24 protein-coding genes are annotated in these 25,538 nt (G+C 69.2%); 4 read left to right on the top strand and 20 right to left on the bottom strand.

The genetic code is table 11. From position 1 onward, the window contains the following. Positions 1 to 33: 33 nt before the first annotated feature. Together infB and ACQ86M_RS03260 are read right to left on the bottom strand one after the other, a co-directional pair. Positions 34 to 2,826, bottom strand: a complete 2,793-nt coding sequence (gene infB / locus ACQ86M_RS03265; RefSeq protein WP_431247036.1) for a translation initiation factor IF-2 — start codon at positions 2,824 to 2,826, stop codon at positions 34 to 36. A gap of 106 nt (positions 2,827 to 2,932) precedes the next feature. Further along, positions 2,933 to 3,184 carry a YlxR family protein gene (locus ACQ86M_RS03260; RefSeq protein WP_431220702.1) on the bottom strand — a complete coding sequence of 84 codons (252 nt, stop codon included), beginning with the start codon at positions 3,182 to 3,184 and terminating at the stop codon, positions 2,933 to 2,935. Positions 3,185 to 3,320: 136 nt separating this feature from the next. Here ACQ86M_RS03260 and ACQ86M_RS03255 point away from each other — a divergent pair, with 136 nt between their 5' ends. Then, positions 3,321 to 5,768 carry a cell wall-binding repeat-containing protein gene (locus ACQ86M_RS03255; RefSeq protein ID WP_431247035.1) on the top strand — a complete coding sequence of 816 codons (2,448 nt, stop codon included), beginning with the start codon at positions 3,321 to 3,323 and terminating at the stop codon, positions 5,766 to 5,768. A gap of 23 nt (positions 5,769 to 5,791) precedes the next feature. Here the strand turns inward: ACQ86M_RS03255 and nusA are convergent, their stop codons facing one another. After that, a complete protein-coding gene (nusA, locus tag ACQ86M_RS03250; RefSeq protein WP_431247034.1) occupies positions 5,792 to 6,799 on the bottom strand; it encodes a transcription termination factor NusA in 1,008 nt (335 codons plus the stop codon). 108 nt (positions 6,800 to 6,907) lie between these two features. On the opposite strand from nusA, the gene ACQ86M_RS03245 reads away from it, so the two are divergent. Then, positions 6,908 to 7,699 carry a DUF1206 domain-containing protein gene (locus tag ACQ86M_RS03245; protein ID WP_431247033.1) on the top strand — a complete coding sequence of 264 codons (792 nt, stop codon included), beginning with the start codon at positions 6,908 to 6,910 and terminating at the stop codon, positions 7,697 to 7,699. A 10-nt stretch (positions 7,700 to 7,709) separates the two neighbouring features. Here ACQ86M_RS03245 and ACQ86M_RS03240 read toward each other — a convergent pair whose 3' ends face one another. Genes ACQ86M_RS03240 through ACQ86M_RS03225 form a run of 4 tightly spaced genes read right to left on the bottom strand, consistent with a single transcriptional unit; the run spans position 7,710 to position 13,111 of the window. Further along, positions 7,710 to 9,680 carry an ABC transporter ATP-binding protein gene (locus ACQ86M_RS03240; protein ID WP_431247032.1) on the bottom strand — a complete coding sequence of 657 codons (1,971 nt, stop codon included), beginning with the start codon at positions 9,678 to 9,680 and terminating at the stop codon, positions 7,710 to 7,712. Between the two features lie 12 nt (positions 9,681 to 9,692). Next, the gene (locus ACQ86M_RS03235) at positions 9,693 to 11,426 is read right to left on the bottom strand and encodes an ABC transporter ATP-binding protein (protein WP_431247031.1); all 1,734 of its coding nucleotides are present in this window, start codon (positions 11,424 to 11,426) and stop codon (positions 9,693 to 9,695) included. Further along, positions 11,417 to 12,094: a TetR/AcrR family transcriptional regulator gene (locus ACQ86M_RS03230; RefSeq protein ID WP_431247030.1), complete on the bottom strand. Its 678-nt coding sequence runs from the start codon at positions 12,092 to 12,094 to the stop codon at positions 11,417 to 11,419. The genes ACQ86M_RS03235 and ACQ86M_RS03230 overlap by 10 nt, the downstream gene beginning before the upstream one ends. A 48-nt stretch (positions 12,095 to 12,142) precedes the next feature. Further along, positions 12,143 to 13,111, bottom strand: a complete 969-nt coding sequence (locus tag ACQ86M_RS03225) for an aldo/keto reductase (protein ID WP_431247029.1) — start codon at positions 13,109 to 13,111, stop codon at positions 12,143 to 12,145. Positions 13,112 to 13,244: 133 nt separating this feature from the next. On the opposite strand from ACQ86M_RS03225, the gene ACQ86M_RS03220 reads away from it, so the two are divergent. Then, positions 13,245 to 13,742, top strand: coding sequence for a methylated-DNA--[protein]-cysteine S-methyltransferase (locus tag ACQ86M_RS03220; RefSeq protein WP_431220693.1), 498 nt, complete (start codon positions 13,245 to 13,247; stop codon positions 13,740 to 13,742). After that, positions 13,739 to 14,344 carry a DNA-3-methyladenine glycosylase I gene (locus tag ACQ86M_RS03215; protein WP_431247028.1) on the top strand — a complete coding sequence of 202 codons (606 nt, stop codon included), beginning with the start codon at positions 13,739 to 13,741 and terminating at the stop codon, positions 14,342 to 14,344. The genes ACQ86M_RS03220 and ACQ86M_RS03215 overlap by 4 nt, the downstream gene beginning before the upstream one ends. Before the next feature lie 334 nt (positions 14,345 to 14,678). On the opposite strand, the gene ACQ86M_RS03210 is transcribed toward ACQ86M_RS03215, so the two are convergent. From ACQ86M_RS03210 to ACQ86M_RS03150, 13 genes are all read right to left on the bottom strand, one after another. Further along, positions 14,679 to 15,488, bottom strand: a complete 810-nt coding sequence (locus tag ACQ86M_RS03210) for a YaaA family protein (RefSeq protein WP_431247027.1) — start codon at positions 15,486 to 15,488, stop codon at positions 14,679 to 14,681. 1 nt (position 15,489) lies between these two features. Then, positions 15,490 to 16,065 (bottom strand): AAA family ATPase, encoded by a 576-nt coding sequence (locus ACQ86M_RS03205; protein ID WP_431247026.1) that lies wholly within the window; start codon positions 16,063 to 16,065, stop codon positions 15,490 to 15,492. A gap of 1 nt (position 16,066) precedes the next feature. Continuing rightward, entirely contained in the window at positions 16,067 to 16,327 is a 261-nt protein-coding gene (locus ACQ86M_RS03200) for a F0F1 ATP synthase subunit epsilon (RefSeq protein WP_431247025.1), read from the bottom strand. A 1-nt stretch (position 16,328) separates the two neighbouring features. Further along, a complete protein-coding gene (gene atpD / locus ACQ86M_RS03195; RefSeq protein ID WP_431220688.1) occupies positions 16,329 to 17,792 on the bottom strand; it encodes a F0F1 ATP synthase subunit beta in 1,464 nt (487 codons plus the stop codon). Positions 17,793 to 17,817: 25 nt separating this feature from the next. Beyond that, positions 17,818 to 18,717 carry a F0F1 ATP synthase subunit gamma gene (locus ACQ86M_RS03190; protein WP_431220687.1) on the bottom strand — a complete coding sequence of 300 codons (900 nt, stop codon included), beginning with the start codon at positions 18,715 to 18,717 and terminating at the stop codon, positions 17,818 to 17,820. Positions 18,718 to 18,751: 34 nt separating this feature from the next. Then, the gene (atpA, locus tag ACQ86M_RS03185) at positions 18,752 to 20,389 is read right to left on the bottom strand and encodes a F0F1 ATP synthase subunit alpha (RefSeq protein WP_431220686.1); all 1,638 of its coding nucleotides are present in this window, start codon (positions 20,387 to 20,389) and stop codon (positions 18,752 to 18,754) included. 22 nt (positions 20,390 to 20,411) lie between these two features. Further along, positions 20,412 to 21,203: a F0F1 ATP synthase subunit delta gene (locus ACQ86M_RS03180; protein WP_431247024.1), complete on the bottom strand. Its 792-nt coding sequence runs from the start codon at positions 21,201 to 21,203 to the stop codon at positions 20,412 to 20,414. Beyond that, complete coding sequence (locus ACQ86M_RS03175; protein ID WP_431220684.1) at positions 21,203 to 21,763, bottom strand: F0F1 ATP synthase subunit B; 561 nt, start codon at positions 21,761 to 21,763, stop codon at positions 21,203 to 21,205. The genes ACQ86M_RS03180 and ACQ86M_RS03175 overlap by 1 nt, the downstream gene beginning before the upstream one ends. Before the next feature lie 32 nt (positions 21,764 to 21,795). Next, entirely contained in the window at positions 21,796 to 22,017 is a 222-nt protein-coding gene (gene atpE / locus ACQ86M_RS03170; protein ID WP_064111451.1) for an ATP synthase F0 subunit C, read from the bottom strand. A gap of 51 nt (positions 22,018 to 22,068) precedes the next feature. After that, a complete protein-coding gene (gene atpB, locus ACQ86M_RS03165) occupies positions 22,069 to 22,866 on the bottom strand; it encodes a F0F1 ATP synthase subunit A (protein ID WP_431247023.1) in 798 nt (265 codons plus the stop codon). 175 nt (positions 22,867 to 23,041) lie between these two features. After that, the gene (locus ACQ86M_RS03160) at positions 23,042 to 23,524 is read right to left on the bottom strand and encodes a hypothetical protein (protein WP_431247022.1); all 483 of its coding nucleotides are present in this window, start codon (positions 23,522 to 23,524) and stop codon (positions 23,042 to 23,044) included. Next, entirely contained in the window at positions 23,521 to 24,780 is a 1,260-nt protein-coding gene (locus tag ACQ86M_RS03155) for an MraY family glycosyltransferase (RefSeq protein WP_431220682.1), read from the bottom strand. Before ACQ86M_RS03155 ends, ACQ86M_RS03160 begins: the two co-directional genes overlap by 4 nt. A gap of 3 nt (positions 24,781 to 24,783) precedes the next feature. Beyond that, positions 24,784 to 25,479, bottom strand: coding sequence for an L-threonylcarbamoyladenylate synthase (locus ACQ86M_RS03150; protein WP_431220681.1), 696 nt, complete (start codon positions 25,477 to 25,479; stop codon positions 24,784 to 24,786). Between the last annotated feature and the right edge of the window lie 59 nt (positions 25,480 to 25,538).

The following is a 25,538-nucleotide window of genomic DNA, read 5'->3' as shown; positions in this document are numbered from 1 at the left end:
CCGGTGGCGTCAGCCACCGGCCATCGTTCGCGACTAGACGCGAGGCTTCTCGCGAAGCTCGGTCGTCTCGATCTCGTCGCCGATCTGGATGTCGTTGTACTTGCCGAGGCCGATACCGGCCTCGAAGTCCGTACGGACCTCCGTGACGTCGTCCTTGAACCGGCGCAGCGACTCGATGGCGAGGTTGTCGCCCACCACGACGCCGTCGCGGATGACGCGCGCCTTGGCGTTGCGCGTGATCGTTCCGGACCGGACGATGACACCGGCGATGTTGCCGAACTTCGAGGAGCGGAACACCTCGCGGATCTCGGCGACACCCGACTGGACCTCTTCGAACTCGGGCTTGAGCATGCCCTTGAGCGAGTTCTCGATGTCCTCGATGGCGTTGTAGATGACCGAGTAGAAGCGGACGTCCACACCCTCGCGGGCCGCACGCTCGCGCGCCTTCACGTCCGGGCGGACGTTGAAGCCGATCACGATCGCGTTGTCGATGGTCGCCAGGTCGATGTCCGACTCCGTGATGGCACCCACACCGCGGTGCAGGATGCGCAGGCTCACCGACTCGTCGACCTCGATCTTCATGAGCGACTCCTCCAGCGCCTCCACGGCACCGGACACGTCGCCCTTGATGATGAGGTTGAGCGCCTCGACCTTGCCCTCTTCCAGAGCACGGGTGAAGTCCTCGAGCGAGATGCGCTTGCGGGCCTTCGCCAGCTGCGCGTTGCGCTCGGCGGCCTCGCGCTTCTCGGCGATCTGCCGGGCGGTGCGGTCCTCCTCGGTGACGAGGAAGACGTCGCCGGCGCGCGGGACGCTGGAGAGACCCTGCACCTGGACCGGACGCGACGGAGCCGCCTCGAAGACGGCCTCGCCGTTCTCGTCGGCCATCGCACGGACACGGCCGTAGGCGGTGCCCGCCACGATCGCGTCGCCGACCCGGAGCGTTCCGGACTGGATGAGCACGGTCGCCACGGCGCCGCGGCCCTTGTCGAGCTTCGCCTCGATCGCCACACCGCGCGCGTCCTTGTTCGGGTTCGCGCGGAGGTCGAGACCGGCGTCGGCGGTGAGGAGCACCGCATCCAGCAGGTCGTCGATGCCGACGTTGTTGCGAGCCGAGACGTCGACGAACATGACGTCGCCGCCGTACTCCTCCGCGACCAGGCCGAACTCGGTGAGCTGCTGGCGCACCTTCGCCGGGTTGGCATCCGGCTTGTCGATCTTGTTGACCGCGACCACGATCGGCACGCTCGCCGCCTGGGCGTGGTTCAGCGCCTCGATGGTCTGCGGCATGATGCCGTCGTCCGCCGCGACCACGAGGATCGCGATGTCGGTGACCTGCGCACCACGGGCACGCATGGCGGTGAACGCCTCGTGGCCCGGGGTGTCGATGAAGGTGATGGCACGCTCGATGCCGTCGTGCTCCGTCCACACCTGGTACGCACCGATGTGCTGGGTGATGCCGCCGGCCTCGCCCGCCACGACGTTCGCGTTGCGGATGGCGTCGAGCAGGCGCGTCTTACCGTGGTCGACGTGACCCATGACGGTGACGACCGGCGGACGGATCTCGAGATCCTCGTCGGACTCGCCCTCGAGCTCGGCATCGAGGTCGATGTCGAAGCCCTCGAGCAGCTCGCGGTCCTCGTCCTCCGGGGAGACGACCTGGATCCGGTAGCCCAGCTCCTCGCCGAGCACCTCGAAGGTGGCCTCGTCGAGTGACTCGGTCGCGGTCGCCATCTCGCCCAGGTGGAAGAGGACGGTGACCAGCGACGCGGGGTTCGCGTCGATCTTGTCGGCGAAGTCGGAGATCGAGGAGCCGCGACGCAGCCGGATGACCGTGTCGCCGTTGCCGCGGGGAACGCTCACGCCGCCCAGCGACGGGGCCTCCCGCATCTCGAATTCCTGACGCTTCGCGCGCTTCGACTTGCGGGCCTTGCTCTTGCCGCCACCGCGGCCGAACGCACCGGCCGTGCCGCCGCCGGGGCCACGGCCACGGCCGCCGCCCCCACCGGGACGCGGGCCGCCGAAGCCGCCGCCGGGGCGCTGGAAGCCGCCGGCGCCTGCACCGGCACCCGCACCGCCGCCGCTGCCGGGGCGCTGCTGGAAGCCGGGACGACCGCCGCCGCCACCGCCCGGACGACCGGGACGGTTGCCGCCGCCGCCCTGGCCGGGCGCGCCGATGCGCGGCGAGCCGGGACGCGGCGGGGTGGGACGCGGGATGTTGCCGGGCGACGGGCGCTGACCCATGCCCTGCGACGACGAGAAGGGGTTGTTTCCGGGACGCGGCGTGGTCGGGCGCGAGCCCATCCCCTGGTTCGACGAGTACGGGTTGTTGCCGGGGCGCGGGGCGCCCGGGCGCGGGATGCCGGCGGCGCCGCCGGCGGGGCGCGGCCCGGCCGGCTTGACGGCGTCCGGCGTCGCGGGCTTGCCCGGGGCGGTCGTGCTCGCGGCGGCCTTCTCGGCAGCGGCCTTCTCGGCCGCCTTCTCAGCGGCGGCCTTCTCGGCAGCGGCCTGACGCTCGGCGACCGACATCGGCGCAGCCGGCTTCGGGCCGTCGGCCTCGGGCGCGGCGGGCGCCGCCTGCGGCGGGCGCGGGGCCGCCGGGCGGGGCGCCTGCGACGGCGCCTTGGGCGCAGCCGCGGTCGCCTTCTCGGCGGACGGCTTGGCGCCTTCGGCCTCGAGGGCGGCACGCAACTTGCGTGCTACCGGAGGCTCGATGCTCGAGGACGGTCCCTTGACGAACTCGCCCATCTCCTTGAGCTTCGCGAGCGCGACCTTGCTGTCGACGCCGAGTTCGCTCGCGACCTCATGTACGCGTGGTTTTGCAGCCACAATTCTCCTGTCTGGGGGCCCACCCCCGGACAGGGGCAGGCGTTAATAGCGGACGGATCTCATTTCGAGCCGCTCATCGGTTGTCACTCATGTGAAGTCAACTTCTTCAGCCTGTTCTAATGAATTGCGACCGGATGGCCGCGGTGTCGAGCGTCCCCTCCACGCGCAGCGCCCGCCCGAAGGCTCGGCGTTTCACCGCGAGGTCGAGACACTCGTCGACCGGATGCAGCCACGCGCCTCGCCCCGGACGGGTGGCGGACGGGTCCACCACGAGTTCCGATTCCTGGGCGACGATCCTCAGAAGAGAGGACCGGGGAGCGCGAGAACGGCATCCGACGCACGTTCTGACGGGTTCCATCTTACTCCTCCCGGCGCTCAGCGCCGAACGGGCCGGTCCGCCCGTCTCCTCCAGGCTATCCGTCCCCCGGCGTGTCCGCCGTGTGGAGGACTGGCGCCCGCCGGAGGTTGAGCGCAGACTTCGCCGGGGAGGGACCATGACCATTTCTCGCGATGCCGCGAAGCCCACCGGACGCCGTGCCCCGCACCTCGTCCTCGCCGCCGGCCTGCTGGCCGCCGCCTTCGCGGTCGCCCAGCCGACGGCCGCGCCGGCCAGCGCTGCGCCGGTCGCGTGGGGGCAGTTCGGGAACGGCCCATCGCACTCCGGTGTCAACAGCGCGGAGACGCAGATCATTCCGTCGACGGTCGGCGCGCTGAAGCCGCTCTTCACGGCGACCCTGCCCGGGGTCTCCGACGGGCCGCCTGTCGAGCAGCCCGGCGTCGCCACGGCCGGCGGCACCCGCGACCTGCTGTTCACGACCACGAAGGACGGCTGGATCACCGCGACGGATGCGGCCACCGGCGCCGAGGTGTGGAAGCACCAGAACGGACCCGGCTCCTGCACGATCAACACGGGCACGAACCCCTGCTTCACCACGTCCTCCCCCGCCGTCGACCCGAGCGGCGCCTTCGTGTACAGCTATGGGCTCGACGGCAGGGTGCACAAGTACGCCACCGGCTCCGGCGCGGAGACCACCGGCGGCGGCTGGCCGCAGGTCGCGACGCTGAAGCCGTACGACGAGAAGAGCTCGCCCGCGCTCACGATCGCCACGGTGAGCGGCCACACCTACCTCTATGTATCGAACGGCGGCTACCCGGGCGACCGCGGCGACTACCAGGGTCACGTCACGACCGTCGACCTGAGCACGGGGGCCCAGCGCGTCTTCAACACCCTGTGCAGCGACAAGACCGGGCACCTCGGCGTCAGCGCGTGCGGGCACACGCAGTCCGCCGTCTGGGCACGGCCCAGCGTCGTGTACGACCCGGGCACGCAGCGCATCCTGTTCTCCACCGGCAACGGTCTGTTCGACGGCAGCCGGAACTGGGGCGACTCGGTGCTCGCGATCAACCCCGACGGCAGCGGCGCGGCGGGCGGACCGGTCGACAGCTACACGCCGACGAACTACGCCCAGCTCGACCAGGCGGATGCCGACCTCGGCAGCACCGCCCCGCAGGTCGTCGCGCCTCCGGCGGGCTCGTCGGTCGCCCATCTCGCCGTGCAGAGCGGCAAGGATGCGATGATCCGCCTTCTGAACACGGCCGATCTGAGCGGTCAGGGACGCACGGGAGCGACCGGCGGCGAGCTCCAGTCCATCGCCGTCCCGCAGGGCGGCCAGGTGCTCACCCAGCCGGCGAACTGGGTCGACCGCAACGGCACGTCGTGGGTGTTCATCGCCAACAACAGCGGGATCTCAGCGCTGAAGCTGCAAGCCGGAACCGGCGGCAAGCCGGCCCTGGTGCCGGTCTGGAAGCAGACCGCCGCGGGCACCACCCCGATCGTCGCCGGGGGCGTGCTCTTCTACCTGTCGAGGGCGGGCATCCGGGCGCTGAACCCGGCGACCGGCGGCCAGCTCTGGACCGACACGGCTGGCGGCAGCGGGCTGCATTGGCAGAGCCCGATCGTGGCGAACGGCCGGCTGTACTTCACCGACGGCGGCGGGAAGCTGCGCGCCTACGCCGTGCCGCCGACCGCGCAGAAGGTGGCCCGGCTGGCCGGCGGCGACCGCTACGGCACGAGTGCCGCCGTCTCCGCCGCGAGCTTCCCCGCGAACGTCCCGGTCGCGTATGTGGCCTCCGGGCTGCTATTCCCGGATGCGCTGTCCGGCGCCCCGGCGGCCGCACGCGCCGGAGGCCCGGTGCTCCTCGTCCAGCCGACCGCGATCCCGCTGTCGATCCAGACCGAGCTGAAGCGACTCCATCCCGGCCGGATCGTGGTGCTCGGCGGCACCACCAGCGTCTCGAGCGGCGTGCAGACGCAGCTGGCGGCGTTCACCTCCGGCAGCGTCACGCGCATCGCCGGGTCAGACCGCTACGAGTCGAGCGCGGCCGTCAGCGCCGCCACCTCGACCGTCGGGGTCTCCGTGGCCTACGTGGCGTCGGGGCAGAACTTCCCGGACGCACTCTCCGCCGGCGCGCTCGTCGCCCGGACGGCAGGCGCGCCGCTGCTGCTCACGACGTCCACCTCCGTGCCGCCGTCGATCGCGACCGAGCTGAAGCGGCTGAAGCCGGGCAGCATCGTCGTGGTCGGCGGACCGGCCGCCGTCGCGGACGGCGTGCTCACAGCACTGAAGGCGTACACGAGCGGGAACGTCACCCGGCTGACGGGATCGGACCGGTACGAGTCGAGTGCGGCCATCGCGGCGAAGTTCGCGGCGGGATCCGGCGCGGTGTTCGTCGCCTCCGGCGCCGGCTTCCCCGACGCGCTGTCCGCGTCGGCCGCGGCGGGCAAGGCCGGACGGCCGCTGCTGCTCACCGCGCCGACGTCCATCCCGTCGTCGATCGCCACGCAGCTGACCCGGCTGGGCCCCGGGCACATATGGCTGACCGGCGGACCGGACAGCGTCAGCGACGCGGTCCAGTCCGCACTGGCCGGCTACGTGAAGTAGCGCGAGTCAGTTCAGCCCGGGGATCAGTCCCTGTCGAGGATCGAATCGGGCTGGATGTCGATTTTCGCGCCCGTCAGCTTGGCGGCGAGGCGCGCGTTCTGGCCCTCCTTGCCGATCGCGAGCGACAGCTGGTAGTCGGGCACCAGCGCGCGCACGGCCTTGAGCGACTCATCGATCACGAAGGCGCTGGTGACCTTCGCGGGCGACAGTGCGCTCGAGACGAACGTCGCGAGGTCGGGCGAGTAGTCGACGATGTCGATCTTCTCGTTGTTCAGCTCGGCCGTGACCGCGCGCACGCGCTGGCCCAGCTCGCCGATGCACGCGCCCTTGGCGTTCACACCCGGCTCGGTCGCACGGACCGCGATCTTGGTGCGGTGCCCCGCCTCGCGGGCGAGCGACACGATCTCGACGACTCCGCTGGCGATCTCGGGGACCTCGAGCGCGAACAGCTTGCGGACGAGCGCCGGGTGCGTCCGCGACACGGTGATCGACGGACCCTTCGGCCCCTTCGAGACGCTCGTGACGTAGATGCGGATGCGCGAACCGTGCGTGTACTCCTCGCCCGGCACCTGCTCCTCGGGTGGGAGGATGGCCTCCACCGTGCCCAGGTCGACGTGGATCATGCGCGGGTTCGGGCCCTGCTGGATGACGCCGGCGACGATGTCGCCCTCGCGGCCGCGGAACTCGCCGAGCACCGCGTCGTCCGCGATGTCGCGCAGCCGCTGGTTGATCACCTGCTTGGCCGCGAAGGCCGCGATGCGGCCGAAGTCGCTGGGGCTGTCCTCGGCCTCGCCGACGACGTTGCCCTCGTCGTCGCGCTCGGGCACGTAGACGGTGACGTGACCCGTCTTGCGGTCCAGGTGCACGCGCGCGGCCGGCGGCTGGTCGCTGTGACCGTGGCGGTGGTCAGGCTGGTTGGTGTGCTTCAGGTAAGCGGTCAGGATGGCCTGTTCGATGATCTGCACCAGCTCGTCGAACGGGATCTCCTTCTCGCGCTCCATGAGACGCAAGACGCTGAGGTCGATGTCCATGCCGGCCTCCTCTATTCAGATCTCGCCGCCACGCGATGGCGCGGCGGACTCAGTCCTCCAGGGTACCCGAGATTCCGGAACGCGTGAACGCCGGGTACCGTTCAGGCCATGACCTCCCCCAGCCGCGCCGCCGCCCGGGTCGAACGCCAGCCCATCGTGCGGATCCTCGCGCGCGTCGGGCTCGCGGCGATCGGCGTGCTCCACATCCTGATCGGCATCATCGCCCTCGCGGTCGCGTTCGGTTCGGGCGGGAACGCCGACCAGTCGGGCGCCCTGGAGGCCCTTGTCGCGGTCCCCGGCGGGCTGTTCGTGCTCTGGGCGGTCATCGTCGGGTTGATCTTCCTGTCGGCCTGGCAGATCCTGCAGGCGTTCACCGCTCGCAAGCGCGGTGAGAAGGTCATCGAGGTCGTCAAGTGCGTGGTCTACGCGGCCCTCGCGGTGATCGCGATCTCCATCGCCACGGGCAGCCGCAAGAACGCGTCCTCGTCCGAGCAGTCGATGAGCGGCAAACTGCTGGCCGCTCCGGGCGGCGTGTTCCTCCTCGCCGCCATCGGTCTGGTGATCGTCGCGGTCGGCGTCGTCTTCATCGTCAACGGCGTGACCCGCCGCTTCGAGCGCGACCTCCGGCTGCCGCCCAACCAGTGGGCCACGGTCACGGCGATGCTGGGCCGGATCGGCTACGTCGCGAAGGGGGTCGCCCTCATCATCGTCGGCGGCCTGGTCACCTTCGGCGCCATCACGTCCGATCCGAAGAAGGCCGGCGGGCTGGACGGCAGCCTGAAGGCGCTCAAACAGGTGCCGTTCGGCGTGGTGCTGCTGGTGATCATCGCGCTCGGGCTGATCCTCTACGGCATCTTCTGGCTGGTGCGCGCCTACGCCTCCCGCCTCAAGGAGCAGTGACCGGGCCCTTCTACTCGGCCGCCCCGGCGAACTGCGCGTTGTACAGCGAGTAGTACGCCCCGCCCTTCGCCAGGAGCTCTGCGTGCGTGCCCTGCTCGACGATGCTGCCCGCCTCCATCACCAGGATCAGGTCCGCGTCCCGGATGGTGGAGAGCCGGTGCGCGATCACGAACGAGGTCCGGTCGGCGCGCAGGGCGCTCATGGCCTTCTGCACCAGGAGCTCGGTGCGGGTGTCGACGGATGACGTCGCCTCGTCGAGGATGAGCACGCTCGGCCGCGCGAGGAACGCCCGGGCGATCGTCAGAAGCTGCTTCTCGCCGGCCGAGATGTTCGCTCCCTCGTCGTCGAGCACCGTGTCGTAGCCGTCGGGCAGCGAGTGCACGAAACGGTCCACGTACGTGGCGCGGGCCGCATCCAGCATCTCGTCCTCGGTCGCATCCGGGCGGCCGTAGAGGATGTTGTCGCGGATCGTGCCCTTGAACAGCCACGTGTCCTGCAGCACCATCCCCATCCTGCTGCGCAGGTCGTGCCGCGACATGCTGGCGATGTCGACGCCGTCGAGGGTGATCCGTCCCCCGTCGAGTTCGTAGAACCGCATCATCAGGTTGACCAGCGTCGTCTTGCCGGCGCCGGTCGGCCCGACGATGGCGACGGTCTGGCCGGGCTGCGCCGCGAGCGAGAGGTGCTCGATCAGCGGCTTCTCCTCGACGTACCGGAACGAGACGTCCTCGAAGGCGAGCAGCCCCTTCGTCCCGTCCGGGCTCTCCGGCCGGTGGGGGTCGGCGGACTGCTCGTCCGCGTCCAGCAGCTCGAACACCCGCTCCGCGCTCGCGACCCCCGACTGCAGGAGGTTCGCCATCGACCCGAGCTGCGTGAGCGGCTGCGTGAACTGGCGCGAGTACTGGATGAACGCCGTCACGTCTCCGAGCTGCATCGCGCCGTTCGCCACCTGCAGGCCGCCGACCACCGCGATCGCGACGTACATGAGATTGCCGACGAACATCATGGCCGGCATGATCAGGCCCGAGATGAACTGGGCGCCGAAGCTGGCGCGGTACATCTCCTCGTTCTTCTCGCGGAAGCGCGCCTCCACCTCCCGGTGCCGGCCGAACACCTTGACCAGCGAGTGCCCGGTGAACGCCTCCTCGATCTGCCCGTTGAGCTCGCCGGTATGCCGCCACTGCGCGACGAAGAGCTTCTGCGAGCGCTTCGCGACCAGGGTCGTGATGACGAGAGTGACCGGGATGGTGATCAACGCGATGATCGCCAGCAACGGCGAGATCACGAACATGAGCACGACCACACCCACGACCGTCAGCAGGGAGGTGAGCAACTGGCTCATGGTCTGCTGCAGCGACTGCGAGATGTTGTCGATGTCGTTGGTGACCCGGCTGAGCAGCTCACCGCGCTGCATCCCGTCGAAGTACTTCAGCGGCAGGCGGTGGAGCTTGTCCTCCACGTCCGCGCGCAGCCGGTACACGGTGCGCTGGGTCACACCGTTGAGCACGTACGCCTGCAGGTAGCTGAAGAGCGACGACAGCACGTACAGCGCGAGCACCCACATCAGGGTCTGGCCGACAGCGGTGAAGTCGATGCCCGCGCCGGGTGTGAACGTGGTTCCGGAGACGAGGTCGGCGAGCTGATTCTGGCCCGCCGCGCGGAGGCCCTCGATGACCTGCGCCTGCGTGGTGCCGGACGGGAACTGCAGGGACAGCGCGCCGGCGAATACGAGGTTGATCGCGTTGCCGAGCAGCTTGGGGCCGAGCACCGCGAACAGCACGGAGACCACGGCGAGCGCCGTCACCGCGACGAGGGGAAGCCGTTCGGGGCGCAGGCGGCCGAGCAGCCGTCTGGCGCTGGGGCCGAAGTTCATCGACTTCTCGACGGGCATGCCGATGGCGCCGAACGGCCCCCCGCCGCCGGGACCGCGTCGCATGGGAGGGCCGGCGGGACGGGCGGGTGCAGTCGTCTTCTCGCTCATCCGTGGACTCTCCTACGCCGCATCCTGGGCCGCGAGCTGCGACGACACGATCTCCGCGTACGTCGGGTTGCTCGCGACGAGTTCGTCGTGCGTCCCCCGGCCGACCACGCGGCCGTCCTCGAGGACGATGATCTGGTCGGCGTCGACGATCGTCGACACCCGCTGGGCGACGACGACGATCGTCGCGCCCGCGACATCCCGGGCCAGCGCCTGCCGCAGCCGGGCGTCCGTCGCCGTGTCGAGAGCCGAGAACGAGTCGTCGAACACGTAGATCTCCGGCTTGCGAACCAGCGCGCGCGCGATCGCCAGCCGCTGGCGCTGACCCCCCGACACGTTGCTGCCGCCCTGGGCGATGGGAGCATCCAGCCCCTCGGGCATCGCCTCGACGAAGTCCCGCGCCTGCGCCACCTCGAGCGCATGCCAGAGCTCGTCGTCGGTGGCCTCCGGGTTGCCGTAGCGGAGGTTCGAGGCGACCGTGCCCGAGAAGAGGTAGGGCTTCTGCGGCACGATGCCGATCCGCGACCACAGCACCTCGGGGTCGAGGTCGGCCACATCCACGCCGTCGACCAGCACGATGCCGCTCGTGGCGTCGAAGAGCCGCGGGATGAGGTTCACCAGGGTGGTCTTGCCCGCGCCCGTGCTGCCGATGACGGCGGTGGTCCTGCCGGCCTCGGCGAGGAACGTGACGTCGGTGAGCACAGGATGCTCGGCGCCCGGATACGAGAAGCCGACGTCGACGAACTCGACCGTTCCGTGCGCGCGCAGTTCGGTGACCGGGTCGTCCGAGGCGCGCACGGACGGCTCGGTGCCGAGCACCTCGCCGATCCGGTCGGCGCAGACCGACGCGCGCGGCACCAGCACCGCCATCATCGTCGACATCATCACGCCCATCAGGATCTGCATCAGGTACTGCAGGAAGGCCGTCAGCGTGCCGACCTGCAGCGATCCGTCCTGCACGCGGAAGGCGCCGAACCAGATCACCGCGACGCTCGACACGTTCAGCACGAGCATCACGATCGGGAACATCAGCGCGAAGAGGCGGCCGGCCTTGAGAGCCGTCTCGGTGACCTCGTCGTTGGCGGTGCGGAACCGGCCGGTCTCGACGTCCTCACGCACGAAGGCGCGCACGACGCGGATGCCGCTGAGCTGCTCCCGCAGCACGCGGTTCACCCGGTCGATCCGGTCCTGCATCCGGCGGAACTGCGGGACCATGCGCGCGATGATGATGCTCACCGCGACGAGCAGTGCCGGGACGCTGACCGCGATCAGCCAGGACAGGTCGATGTCCTGCTGCATGGCCAGCACGATCCCGCCGACGGCGAGGATCGGGGCCGAGACGAGCAGCGTGCACGTCATCATGACGAGCATCTGAACCTGCTGAACGTCGTTGGTGTTGCGTGTGATCAGCGACGGCGCGCCGAACGACGTGACCTCGCGCTCTGAGAACTCCCCCACGCGGTGGAAGATCGCCTCGCGCAGGTCGCGTCCGACGAGCATCGCCACCTTGGCGCCGAAGTACACCGCCGTGATGGCGCACGCGATCTGCAGCAGCGTGACCCCGAGCATCTCGGCTCCGACGGAGAGGATGTAGCCGGTGTCGCCCTTCGCGATGCCGTTGTCGGTGATGTCGGCGTTCAGCGTCGGCAGCCACAGCGACAGCAGCGACGAGCCGAGCTGGAAGACGATCACCCCGATCAGGAGCGGCCAGTGCGGCCTGAGGAAGCGGCCGAGAATTCTCAGGAGCATGATGCCTCCGTGTTCGGTGCCTGCTGGGTGCTGGATGCCGGTTCGGTGTTCGGTGCTGGTTCCCGGTCCGGCGGGGTCACGTGGGGCGACGTGCCCGCCACGCCGACCAGGACCATCCGCGCGAGGTCGTCGATGCTGAACTCGATGCCCTCGTTGAGCGCGGGGAACGCGGACGAGAAGCTGACCAGCCGCAGGATGTGTGCAACACGCTCCGGCGGCCAGTTCAGCTCGCGCGTCTCCGGCTCCAGGATGTGGGCGATGATCCGCGCGAACTCGCCGCGTTCCTGCGGCACGGGCGGACGCTGCGGCCCGATGACCGGCATGATCCGCATCACGCTGTGGAACCGCTCGCGGAGCAGGTACAGGATGGCCCGCACCTTGTTCTCCAGGGGCAGCGCCGGGTCGATGCTGCGCAGCGCCTCGCGGAGCGGCTCGGGGTCGAGGTACTTCTCGATCGCCGCCTGCACCAGCGTCTCCTTGTCGCCGAACGCGCGGAAGATCGTGCCCTCGGCGATACCGGCGGCCTCGGCGATCTGGCGTGACGTCATCCCGCGCCCGTGCTCCAGCAGCAGGGGGATGACCGCGTCGACGATCATCGCCTTGCGGTCCTCGGCGGACATCGGCTGGGCGCGGGTGCGCGGTGCCTCGGTCGCGGCGTCTTCGATCACCCGCTCACTCTAGATGGAGTGAGTGCTCACTCACAACCCCCTCTCGCGTCACTCGCGGGGGAAGATCTGCGAGATCGTCTCCACCTCTTCGGGCGTGGGCGTCCAGGCGGTCGCCGCGTACGCGTTCGCCACGATCTGCTCCGGCTTCGTCGCGCCGGCGATCACACTCGAGAGGCCGGGCTGGGCGAGGAGCCAGCCGAAGGTCGCCTCCAGCATGCTGACACCGTGCTCGTCGCAGAAGGCCTGGAACCGGTCCATCCTGTCCCACGGCGCGTTGTCGAGCAGGTGCTTGCGCAGGTTCATGATGCGGCTGTCGGCGGGGCCGCCTTCACGGGTGAACTTGCCGGTGAACAGGCCGTTGTACAGCGGGAAGTAGGGCAGGAACCCGAGGCCGTAGCGGTTCACTGCGGGCAGCACCTCCCGTTCGGCGTCGCGGGCGAGCAGGCTGTACTCGTTCTGCGCCGAGATGAACTTCGGGTGGGCGTGAAGCTGCGCCGTGAACTCGGCCTCGGCGATCTGCCAGCCGGTCAGGTTGGAGTGGCCGATGTAGCGGATCTTGCCCTCGGCGATGAGGTCGTCGAGGGTCTCGAGCGTCTCCTCGATCGGCGTCACAGGGTCGGGCTGGTGCAGCTGGTAGAGGTCGAGCCAGTCGGTCCGGAGGCGGCGGAGCGAGCTCTCGACGGCCAGACGGATGTAGCGGCGGGAGCCACGGACGCCCCAGTCGGGACCGTTGACACCGGCCATGTCCATGCCGAACTTGGTCGCGAGCACGATGCGGTCGCGCTTCCCCTCCAGCGCCTTGCCCATCAGGGTCTCGGACAGCCCGCGCTCCTTGCCGTAGATGTCGGCGGTGTCGAACAGCGTGACGCCGGCGTCGATCGCCGCGTCGATGACGGCGTCCGTACCCTCCTGGGTCTCGGTCGCGGTGTCCTTGCGGCCGAAGTTGTTGCAGCCGAGGCCGACCGTCGAGACGATGAGGCCGGAGCGGCCGAGGGTGCGGTATTCGATGTTCGCCATGCCTCCGAGTCTAGGCACGACGTCGGACACGGCCGCAGCGGGTGGAATCGTCCACAGATCGCTGCGTGGGCGACTTATCCCCGATGTCCGATAATCGCGAGTGCGCGTCGGAGGTCCGCCCTAGAGTCGACCCATGAGCAGTTCCTTCGCCTATCTCCTCCGCACCACGAGCCCCATCGGGCGGCTCGAACTCACCAGTGACGGCACGGCCGTGACGTCGCTCTCCATCGAGCGCGCCGGCCGCCTGCCGCTCGACGACCATCCGGAACGCAGCACGCCGGTGCTCGACGATGCGGCACGCCAGCTCGAGGAGTACTTCGCGGGCTCGCGCCGCTCGTTCGACGTGCCGGTGCGGCTGCAGGGCACGCCGTTCCGTCAGGCGGTATGGGAACGCCTGGCCGCGCTGGAATTCGGCACGTTCGTGTCCTATGGCGAACTGGGCGCGTCGCTCGGCCACGCCGGGTACGGCCGCGCGATCGGCGGTGCGGTGGGCGCCAACCCGGTTCCGATCATCGTGGGGTGCCACCGCGTGCTCTCGTCGAGCGGGCGGGTCACCGGCTACAGCGGTGGCGACGGCATCCCGACGAAGCTGTGGCTGCTCGAGCACGAAGGGATCCTCCTGGCGGCATGAGCGCGACGACCGACTCGGGGCTCACGTCCCCCTCCTCCGCCGTCATCGTCGGCGACGACGGCCTCGCCCGATGCTCATGGTCTGCGAGCGACCCCGAGTACCGCCGGTATCACGACGAGGAGTGGGGGCGGCCGCAGCACGACCCGCGCGCGCTCTACGAGAAGCTGTGCCTCGAGGGGTTCCAGGCCGGCCTGTCGTGGATCACCATCCTTCGGCGGAGGCCCGCCTTCCGCGAGGTCTTCCTCGGGTTCGAGCCCGAGCGGGTCGCAGCGATGATCGAGGCCGACGTCGAGCGACTGCTGCAGGATGCGCGGATCATCCGCCACCGCGGCAAGATCCAGGCGACCATCGCGAACGCCCGGGCCGTGCTGGCGCTGGACGTGCCGCTGGAGCAGCTCATGTGGGGCTTCGCGCCCGAACCACGCGCGGCCCATCGACCACGTGCCTGGGGCGAGATCCCGGCCGTCACGCCGGAATCGACCGCGATGAGCACAGAGCTCCGTCGACGCGGGTTCCGGTTCGTCGGACCGACCACGATGTACGCGCTGATGCAGGCCACTGGGATGGTCGACGACCACTTCGAGGGCTGCTTCCGCGCCTGAATGAGCGGCCGGGGCCGGCGCGGCGGGTACCGAGAGAGTCGGGCCGACGGCGGATGGACTCCGACGTCGGATTCTCGCTGGTGAAGGCGATACCGCACGTGCCCGACCGCAGGCGGATCTGGTGCCCTCACACTCCGGCGTGGAAACGGCGCATGGGGATGACGCGCCGGCCACCACACGTCGGCCCGACTATTTGAGGTCTCCGGGAGCACCACTCGTGCGCGCCCAGGCCTCGGATCAGTGATCCTCTCTCTTGGTCGTGAGCTTATCTCACTTTTGGGTCGCGCACCACTGGGAATTCACGGTGAGTCGGGCTGGTCCAGCGGCATCCTGGTCAGACGCGGAGGGCCGCCATCAGCCGCCCGGGCGCGCCGCGGACCTCGGGCACGACGAGCACCACGTCGCGGGTGCCGTCGTCGGCCGGCCGCAGTTCGTAGCCCTCGTCCGCGGCCCAGGCGAACAGCTCGCCCGCCGAGCCGAACGACGCGCCCGCCTCGATCAGGGCCCGGGTGAGAAGGCCCTTCGCCTGCTTGTTGAAGTGGTTGAGCGCGCGGACGTGCCCGCTCTCGTCACGCGCCAGCACGCGCACGTAATGGGCGCCGTCGCGATCGGGCAGCGGCGCGAGCGCTGCATAGCCCTCCGACCGCAGGTCGAGCAGCAGCTCGTCGCGCTCCGCCAGCGCCGCAGCGCCCGGCGCCGCCCACCGCTTCTTCAGCGATGCGGCACCGCGGGCCGGCGACAGCCGCGAATCGAACGACAGACGATAGGCAGGCACGGGATCCGCAGCGCCGACCAGCCCCAGCAGGGCGGACTGCACGGCGACCGAACGGGACGCGACGCTCCAGTCGGTCGCGCTCAGGGTCGGCGCATCCAACGCGTCGTAGAGCACACCGGTGTACCGCTCCAGCGCACGCATCGTCGGCGCGGCCGGGAGCAAGCGGTTGCGCTCCACTTCGCCGGCCTGCTTCGGCCCGAGCTTGAGGGCCCGGATGGCCGCCTCGCGGTCGCCCGAGAGGGCGACCAGCGCATCCACGACCTCCCGGCGGACGGGGTTCAGGGACGGGAAACTCAGAGAGTCGAGGGCGAGCGGAGACCCCGCTCCCCCGTCCCTCTTCGTCTCCGAGGGCGGGAGCAGGATGAGCACGCTAGCCCGCCACGAAGTCCAGCGCGATGTCGACGTTCTCGCCCAGCGCGGCGGCGGTGTCAAGGGTGACGCGCGGCAGCGAACCGCAGACGCCCTTCCACTCGTCGTATTCCGCGGTGCTCTGCTCGACGGCGACGGCATCCGCCGACCAGGTCGCGACGACGCCGGTCCGCTTGGCGAGCCGCTCCTCGTGCAGCGCCGGGTCGGAGCACACCGTCTCCACCACCCGCAGCTTCACGTCGCACCGCTCCGCAAGGTCGCGCCACTGCAGGCGCGCCGGCTCCACGGCGTTGACGGCGTCGACGACGACGGAGCGGCCGGAGAGCAGCACCTGCTCGGCCATGGTCTCCGCCACGAGGTAGGCCGCGAGCCCGGTCGGCTGGTCGGAGTCGATGCCTGCATGCAGGATCGCCGCCTCGATCGGGTCCACCGAGATCACCGTGGCGCCGATGCGCCCGGCGATGATCTCCGCGATGGTGGACTTCCCGGAACCGGGAAGCCCCGCCATCGCGATCAGCATCGGGACGCGGACGTCTCCGAACTGGCGCTCCAGCGGGGCTCCCTGTTGTTCCGGCATGTCAGACCAGCTCGGCCTGACGGGCCACCACGGTGACCGTGTTGTTCTCGACCGAGAGGAAGCCGTCATCGGCGTTCGCCGTGATCGACTCGCCCCCGCTCAGGGTCACGCGCACCTCGCCCTGGGCGAGGATGGCCAGCAGCGGCTCGTGGCCGGGCAGGATACCGATCTGCCCCTCCACGGTCCGGGCGACGACCATGCTCGCCTCGCCCGACCACACTTCGTGGTCGGCGGCGACGACGCTGACGGTCAGGACAGCCATCTCAGCCGTTCTCCTTCTGGATCTGCGCCCACTTCTCCTCGACGTCGGAGATCGCACCGACGTTGAAGAAGGCCTGCTCGGCGACGTGGTCGAACTCGCCCTTGGCGATCGCGTCGAAGGACTCGATGGTCTCCTTCAGCGGAACCGTGGAGCCCTCGACACCCGTGAACTTCTTCGCCATGTAGGTGTTCTGCGAGAGGAACTGCTGGATCCGGCGCGCACGCGACACCGTGATCTTGTCCTCCTCCGACAGCTCGTCGACACCGAGGATCGCGATGATCTCCTGCAGCTCCTTGTTCTTCTGGAGGATCTGCTTGACCGTGGTGGCCACGCGGTAGTGGTCCTCGCCCAGGTAACGCGGGTCGAGGATGCGCGAGGTCGAGGTCAGCGGGTCGACGGCCGGGTACAGACCCTTCGACGCGATCTCACGGGAGAGCTCGGTCGTGGCGTCGAGGTGGGCGAACGTGGTCGCCGGCGCCGGGTCGGTGTAGTCATCGGCGGGGACGTAGATCGCCTGCAGGGAGGTGATCGAGTGACCGCGGGTCGAGGTGATGCGCTCCTGGAGGAGGCCCATCTCGTCGGCGAGGTTCGGCTGGTAGCCCACGGCGGAGGGCATGCGGCCCAGCAGCGTGGAGACCTCGGAACCGGCCTGCGTGAAGCGGAAGATGTTGTCGATGAAGAGGAGCACATCCTGCTTCTGCACATCGCGGAAGTACTCCGCCATCGTCAGCGCCGACAGGGCGACGCGGAGGCGCGTTCCCGGCGGCTCGTCCATCTGGCCGAAGACGAGTGCGGTCTTGTCGAAGACGCCCGCCTCCTCCATCTCGTGGATGAGGTCGTTGCCCTCACGGGTACGCTCGCCGACACCGGCGAACACCGACACACCGCCGTGGTCCTGCGCCACGCGCTGGATCATCTCCTGGATGAGGACGGTCTTGCCCACGCCGGCGCCGCCGAACAGGCCGATCTTTCCACCCTGCACGTAGGGGGTGAGCAGGTCGATGACCTTGATGCCGGTCTCGAACAGCTGGGTCTTCGACTCGAGCTGGTCGAACGACGGCGGCTGACGGTGGATCGGCCAGCGCTCGGTGATCTCGATGGTCTCGCCCGGCTCGGCGTTCAGCACATCGCCGGTGACGTTGAACACCTTGCCCTTGGTGACGTCGCCGACCGGGACGCTGATCGGGGCGCCGGTGTCGCGCACCTCGCCGCCGCGGACCAGGCCGTCGGTCGGCTTCAGCGCGATCGCACGCACCAGGTCGTCGCCGAGGTGCTGCGCGACCTCGAGCGTGATCTCGGTCGACGTCTCGCCGATCGTGATCGTCGTCTTCAGCGCGTTGTAGATACCGGGGATCGCATCGTGCGGGAACTCGATGTCGACGACCGGGCCGGTGACGCGCGCGATGCGCCCGACGCCACCCGGCTGCGCGGTCGAAGCCTGGGCTTCGGCGGTAGCGGTAGTCATGATTTCTATCTCTCTCGTAGGACGATTACTTTGCCGAGCTCAGCGCGTCCGCGCCGCCGACGATCTCGGAGATCTGCTGGGTGATCTCCGCCTGACGGGCGTTGTTCGCAAGACGCGTGTAGTCGGTGATGAGCTTGTCTGCGTTGTCGCTCGCGGCCTTCATCGCCTTCTGCGTCGCCGCGTGCTTGGAGGCGGCGGACTGCAGCATCGCGTTGAAGATGCGGCTCTCGATGTAGACCGGCAGCAGCGAGTCGAGCACCGTGCCGACATCCGGCTCGAACTCGTAGAGCGGCAGGACCTGGTTGCGGTCCGGCTCCTCCACGCCCTCGACGACCTCCAGGGGAAGCAGGCGGACGACCTGCGGCTCCTGGGTCAGCATGCTCACGAAGCGGTTGTAGATGATGTGGATCTCGTCCACGCCGCCGTCGGACGCGTCGCGCAGGAAGGACTCCAGGATCGCGTCGGCGACCTCCTTGGCCTGCTCGAACTCCGGGGCATCCGTGTTGCCGGTCCAGACGCGCTCGAACGAGCGGCGGCGGAAGCTGAAGTAGCCCTGCGCCTTGCGCCCGATCAGGAAGTACACGACCTCCTTGCCCTGGCTGCGCAGCAGCTCGGCCAGCTTCTCGGACTCCTTCAGCACGTTCGAGTTGAACGCGCCCGCGAGTCCGCGGTCCGACGAGAAGATGACGATCGCGGCGCGCTCGATCTTCTCGGGTTCCGTGGTCAGCACGTGCTCGACGTTCGAGTACGTCGCCACAGCCGACACCGCGCGCGTGATCGCGCGGGCGTACGGCGAGCTGGCGGCGACCCGGGCCTGCGCCTTCTGGATGCGGGAGGCGGAGATCAGCTCCATCGCACGGGTGATCTTCTTGGTCGTCTGGGCAGAGCGGATCTTCTGCCGGTAGACCCGAAGCTGTGCTCCCATGTGTCTCCTCTTTACCTATCCGTCGGGGTCCGGCTCAGCGCCGGGCCTTGACGATGCGCTCCTGGTCGACCTCGTCCTCGTCGATGGCCTGGAACTCCTCGCGTCCGACCGAGGCGAGCGGCTTGCCCTCACCGGTCTGGAACTCGAGCTTGAACTTGTCCACCTCGGAGTCGAGCTTGGCGACGGTGTCGTCGTCGAGCACGTTGGTCTCGCGCAGCGTGTCGAGGATGTCGGTGTTGCGGCGCAGGTGGTCGAGCAGCTCGGCCTCGAAGCGCAGGACATCCTCCACGGCGACCTCGTCGAGCTTGCCGTTGGTGCCGGACCAGATCGAGACGACCTGCTCCTCCACCGGGAACGGCGAGTACTGCGGCTGCTTGAGCAGCTCGGTGAGGCGGGCGCCGCGGGCGAGCTGACGACGGCTCGCCGCGTCGAGGTCGGACGCGAACATCGCGAACGCCTCGAGCGAGCGGTACTGCGCCAGCTCGAGCTTGAGCGTGCCGGAGACCTTCTTGATCGACTTGACCTGCGCGTCGCCGCCGACTCGGGAGACCGAGATTCCGACGTCGACCGCGGGGCGCTGGTTGGCGTTGAAGAGGTCGGACTGCAGGAAGATCTGGCCGTCGGTGATCGAGATCACGTTGGTCGGGATGTACGCCGAGACGTCGTTCGCCTTGGTCTCGATGATCGGCAGACCGGTCATCGAGCCGGCGCCCAGCTCGTCGGAGAGCTTGGCGCAACGCTCCAGCAGGCGGGAGTGCAGGTAGAAGACGTCGCCCGGGTAGGCCTCGCGTCCCGGCGGACGGCGGAGGAGGAGCGACACGGCACGGTAGGCCTCGGCCTGCTTGGACAGGTCGTCGAACACGATGAGGACGTGCTTGCCGCCGTACATCCAGTGCTGGCCGATGGCCGAGCCGGTGTAGGGCGCGAGGTACTTGAAGCCCGCGGGGTCGGAGGCCGGGGCCGCGACGATCGTGGTGTACTCCATCGCTCCGGCGTCCTCGAGCGCGCCCTTCACCGAGGCGATGGTCGAGCCCTTCTGGCCGATGGCGACGTAGATGCAGCGGACCTGCTTGTTGACGTCGCCCGACTCCCAGTTGGCCTTCTGGTTGATGATCGTGTCGATCGCGATGGCCGTCTTGCCGGTCTGGCGGTCGCCGATGATCAGCTGGCGCTGTCCGCGGCCGACCGGGATCATCGCGTCGATGGCCTTGATGCCGGTCTGCAGCGGCTCGTGCACCGACTTGCGCTGCATGACGCCGGGCGCCTGGAGCTCGAGCTCGCGGCGGCCCTCGCTGGCGATCTCGCCGAGACCGTCGATCGGGTTGCCGAGCGGGTCGACGACGCGGCCGAGGTAGCCGTCGCCGACGGGGACGGAGAGGACCTCGCCCGTGCGGGTCACCTCCATGCCTTCGACGATCTCGTCGTACTCGCCGAGCACGACGACGCCGACCTCGTTCTCGTCGAGGTTCTGGGCGAGGCCGAGGGTGCCGTTCGAGAAGCGGATGAGCTCGTTGGCCATGACGCTGGGGAGGCCCTCGACGTGCGCGATGCCGTCGGAGGCGTCCAGGACGTGGCCGATCTCGGTCGCCCCGGCCCCGGTGGGCTCGTAGGCGTTGACGAAGTCCTTGAGGGCGTCGCGGATCTCGTCGGGGCTGATCTGGATGTCTGCCATTGTGATTCCTATCTTGAGGCGGTCAGCCCGCCAGCTGAAGCCGGAGTTCGGCCAGACGCGATGCGATGCTTCCATCGATGACGTCGTCACCGATCTGTACGCGCAATCCGCCGATGATCGAGGGGTCGACGACCTGGTTGATCCTGAGGTCGCCGTAGGTGGCGCTGAGCACGGACCGCAGGCGCTCGGCCTGCGCCGCGGGGAGCGGTGTCGCGGCGTAGACCGTCGCGATGGTCTGCCCGTGCTGGGAGGCCACGATGCGGCCGGCGGCGCGGAGCGATTCGCGGATGCTGCGGCCGCGGGGCTGCTCGACGAGCTGGCGCACGATGGCGACCGTCTCCGTCGACGCCCGTCCGTCGAGCAGACGCTCGACCAGTGCGACCTTGGATTCGCTGGTGGCCAGCTTGCTGCGCAGGGCGAGCTCCAGCTGAGCGTCGGAGGTCACGGCGCCCCCGAACGCGAACAGCTGGGCCACGATGTCGACGTCGGGCGGGGTCGAAGCGGCGATGGCACGGATGCCGACCTCTTCGATCGCGGCGAGCAGGTCGTCGTGGGTCGACCAGCGCTGCGCGGCGATGACGCCCAGCAGCTCGACGGCCGGCGCCGAGAGCGAGGCGAAGACGCGCTGGACCAGCGCAGCCTTGCCCTGCGGATCGGCTGTGGGGTCGCCGAGGACGGCTCGGAGCTGGGCCGAGTCGGCGACGACTCGTCCTGCGGCGAACAGGTCCTCAGCCGTCGCCAGATCGGCCTTGGATCCCTGGTCGGCGAGAGCCGACACGGACCGGGCCAATGCTTCTCTGGTGGCGCTTCCCATCAGTTGCCCGATCCTGCCTTCTGCTCGTCGGCCTCGAGGTCCGCCAGGAAGCGGTCCACGATGGCCTGAGCGCGCTTGTCCTCGTCGAGCGACTCGCGCACGACGGTCGACGCCAGGTCGATCGCGAGCGAGCCGACCTCGCCGCGCAGCTGCACGAGCGCGGTCTGGCGCTCGGCCTCGAGCTGCGCCTGGGCCTGCGCGGTCACGCGGGCGGCTTCGGCCGTCGCGGTCTCGCGGGCCTCGGCGACGATCTTCTGACCGTCGGTGCGTGCCGTCTCACGGATCTTCGCGGCCTCGGCGCGGGCGTCGGCGAGCTGGGCGGTGTACTCCTCCAGCAGGGCCTCGGCCTTGCGCTGTGCCTCGTCGGCCTTCTCGATGTTGCCCTCGATCGCCTCGGCACGCTCATCGAGCAGCTTCTTCATGCGCGGAAGGACGAGCTTCCAGAAGAAGAACAGGATGATGACGAAGCAGATCAGCGCGCCGACGAGGTCGGCGGGCTCCGGGATCAGCGGATTGTGCTGCTGCTCCTCCGCGGCAGTGATCACCACACTGTCGAGCATGGTTCCTCCTTTACTGAGTGAGAAAAGAGGACTCAGACGAAGATGAAGTAGGTAGCGATACCGATGAAGGCGAGCGCCTCGGTGAACGCGATACCGATGTACATCAGGACCTGGAGACGGCCGGCCAGCTCAGGCTGACGGGCCACGCCCTCGATGGTCTTGCCGACGACGATGCCCACGCCGATGGCCGGGCCGATGGCGGCGAGGCCGTAACCGACGGTGGCGATGTTGCCGTTGATTGCAGCGATGTCCACGTTGTGTGTTTCCTTCCGTGATGGCGATCCGTGCGGGTGCGCGGATCGTTCTTAGTGTTCCTCGGCGACTGCCAGCTGGATGTAGACAGCGGTGAGCAGCGCGAAGACGTAGGCCTGCAGGACTGCGACCAGGATCTCGAAGACGGTGAATGCGAAGCCGAAGGCGAAGGTGCCGATGCCGAACAGCGACCACCAGCCGCCCGCGGTGAAGAAGAAGAAGGAGGTGGCCGTGAAGAACAGGACGAGCAGCAGGTGCCCGACGACCATGTTCATCAGGAGTCGCAGGGTCAGCGTGATGGGCCGCAGGACGAAGGTCGAGATGAACTCGATCGGCGTCACGATGATGTAGAGGAACCACGGCACGCCGGGCGGGAAGAGCGCGTTCTTGAAGAAGTTCTTCGGGCTCTTCTTGACGCCCGCGTAGATGAACGCGATATAGGCGACGACCGCGAGCAGCAGCGGCACCGCGATGACCGAGGTTCCCGCGATGTTGAGGAAGGGGATGATGCCGGTGATGTTGAAGAACAGCACCATGAAGAAGATCGTGGTCAGCAGCGGCAGGAAGCGGCGGCCGTCCTTCTTGCCGAGCAGGTCCTCCGCGACGTTCACGCGGACGAAGTCGAGGCCCATCTCGACGACCGACTGGAAGCGGCCGGGGATGAGCTTCATGCGGCGGGTGCCGAGCCAGAAGATGAGGATCAGCGCGATCGTCGCGATGAGGCGGACGACGATGATGCGGTTGAACTCGAGGCCACCGATGGTGAACAGGGTCGGGGGGAAGAACTCGTTGATCGAGGGACCCTGGAAGCTTCCATCTTCGGAGCTTGCGGCCTGGACCAGCAGGTTCACAGCGTTAGCTAACAGCGCTATCTCCTGTTTCGGGGCGTCGAGCTCAGGGCTCTCGCGACGACGAACGGTGGGGCACCCGGCACTACTCGCGCTTCACGTGTTTCTGAGCGCGAACGGATGGGGGATCACTGACAACTCTACAAGAGTTTTCAGCCCATAACGAATTGGATACGGGTCAGCGCTTCTCGCCCGGCAGGGTGACGTCGCTGGCGTAGGGGACGCGCGATCGGAACACCACGATCATGTCGACCACGAGCGATCCGATCACCCCCGCGATGAGGCTCAGGAACAGCACGACCGGGTTGATCCACGGCTGATCGCGCAGCACGATCGCGAGCACCAGGAACAGCACGAACTTGACGATCCACCCGCCCAGCACGATGCCGAAGAACAGGCCGACGAAGAGGTCGGAGCCGATGAACCGGTTGGCGATGAGGATGCTGAGCGCGGTGATCGAGAGGAACACCGCCGCCATGAGCGTGCCGATGAGGGCGCTCGTGACACCGACCCAGCCGGCGAAGAGGCCGCCGAGCAGCATCCCGGCGACGGCGATCACGCCCGCGAGGATGAGGCCGTACTTCAGGACGTCGCGCAGGACGGGCGTGGAGGTCGGCTGCGCGGCGGGCTTCGCCGGTGTGGCGTCCGGGTGGTCGGTCATCGGGGCTCCTCGGTGAGGGTCGGGGCGGTCGCCGTCGTGGACACCGCGGAGGCGGCGCGCTCGCTGGCAACGTCGAGCTGGTCGAAGCGGGCCGTCTCCGCGGCCTCGCGGCTTCCGGCGGGGGCGAGCTCGGCGACGGCCTCGTTGGCCTTCCGCCGGCTCAGCGGCGCCAGGGTGAACGCCGTGCAGACGACCAGGCCGATGGCGACGAAGACGATCGCCATCCAGTACGGGTCGAAGAAGAACAGCAGGCAGCCGATGGAGAGGACGGCCGTCCACGCGTAGAAGATGAGCACGGCGTGCAGGTGCGTGTGCCCCATGTCGAGCAGGCGGTGGTGCAGGTGCTTGCGGTCGGCGCTGAACGGCGACTTGCCGGCGCGCAGGCGGCGGATGACGGCGAGCCCGAAGTCGAGCAGCGGCACGATGAGCACGGCGAACGGCAGGATGATCGGGATGAACGCGGGCACCAGCGACGACCGGCCGAGGGTCTGCAGCGTCTCCGGGTTGATCGTCCCCGTGACCGAGATGGCCGAGGTCGCCATGAGCAGGCCGATCAGCAGCGCCCCGGCATCGCCCATGAACATCTTCGCGGGGTGCCAGTTGAGCGGCAGGAACCCGGCGCACGCGCCGACCAGGATCGCGGCGATGACGCCGGCGAGGCTGAAGTAGTTCTGCGGGCTGATCTCGCGCTGCAGCAGGTACGTGTAGACGAGGAACGTGCCGTTCGCGATCAGCGCGACGCCCGCGACCAGGCCGTCCAGCCCGTCGATGAAGTTGATCGCGTTCATGACCAGCACGATCGCGAACAGGGTGATGATGATCGACATCACCGGCGACCCGACCGTCAGGCCGCCGATGGGCAGCGAGTAGATCTGCACGCCCAGCCAGGCCACGAGGCCCGCGGCCACGAACTGACCGGCGAGCTTCGTCATCCAGTCGAGGTCCCACAGGTCGTCCGCGACCCCGAGCACCACGATGAGCAGCGACGCGCCGAGGATGGCCAGGATGGGCCCCTGATCGGAGAAGATCAGGCCCAGCACGCCGAACTGGCTCGACAGCAGCCACGAGACGCCGAACGCGACCAGGATGCCGAGGAACATCGCGACGCCGCCCAGCCGGGGCGTCGGCCGGGTGTGCACGTCGCGCGCCCGGATCGTGGGGTACAGCTTGTACCGCATCGCCAGCTTGTAGACGACGAACGACATCCCGAACGTGATGACGGCCGAGATCAGGGCGAGCGCGAGGAGGAGGGTCACGGCTCAGGCGTCCGAGGGGACGGCGAGGGCGTCGCCGACGACCTCCCGCAGCTGCTCGATCGAGAGGACGCCCTGACGCAGGATGCGCAGCCCGCCCGCCCCGGAGGCGAGAGCGGTCGCATCCACGATGGTCGACGAGGAGTCCTTGCCGTCGACGCGCTCGTAGCCGGAGCCCGCCTCTCCCCCGTCGAGGTAGACGGAGACCGACTCGCCGAGCATGGCCTCCGCCTCGGCGGCGGTGCGGGCGGCCGGACGGCCGGTGAGGTTCGCGGACGACACGGCGAGCGGGCCGGTCTCGGAGAGCAGTTCGAGCGCGATGGTGTCCTTCGGCATGCGGAGGGCGACGGTGCCCTTCGTCTCGCCGAGGTCCCAGACCAGCGACGGCGCCGCCGGCAGCACGATGGTCAGGCCGCCCGGCCAGAACGCCTCGACCAGCGCATCCACCTCCTCCGGGACGCGCTCGGCGAGCGCGGAGAGCGTGGGCACGCCGGGCACCAGCACCGGGGGCGGCGACTGGCGGCCGCGTCCCTTCGCGTCGAGGAGACGCTGGACGGCCGCCGGGTTGAAGGCGTCGGCGGCGACGCCGTACACCGTGTCGGTCGGGATGACGACGAGTTCGCCGCGGCCGATCGCGGCCCGGGCGAGACGCATGCCGGTGAGCAGCTCGGAGTCGATCGAGCAGTCGTAGATGGGAGCCATGACGGCTCAATGATAGCCGGGCGGTCGACGCCCAGACTGGGAGGACGATACTGGAGGCG

It is taken from the genome of Leifsonia xyli subsp. cynodontis (assembly GCF_050632205.1).
Taxonomy (GTDB): Bacteria; Actinomycetota; Actinomycetes; order Actinomycetales; family Microbacteriaceae; genus Leifsonia; species Leifsonia xyli_D.
The sequence above is the reverse complement of the archived record's forward strand: the minus strand, read 5'-3'. Positions and strand labels throughout refer to the sequence as shown.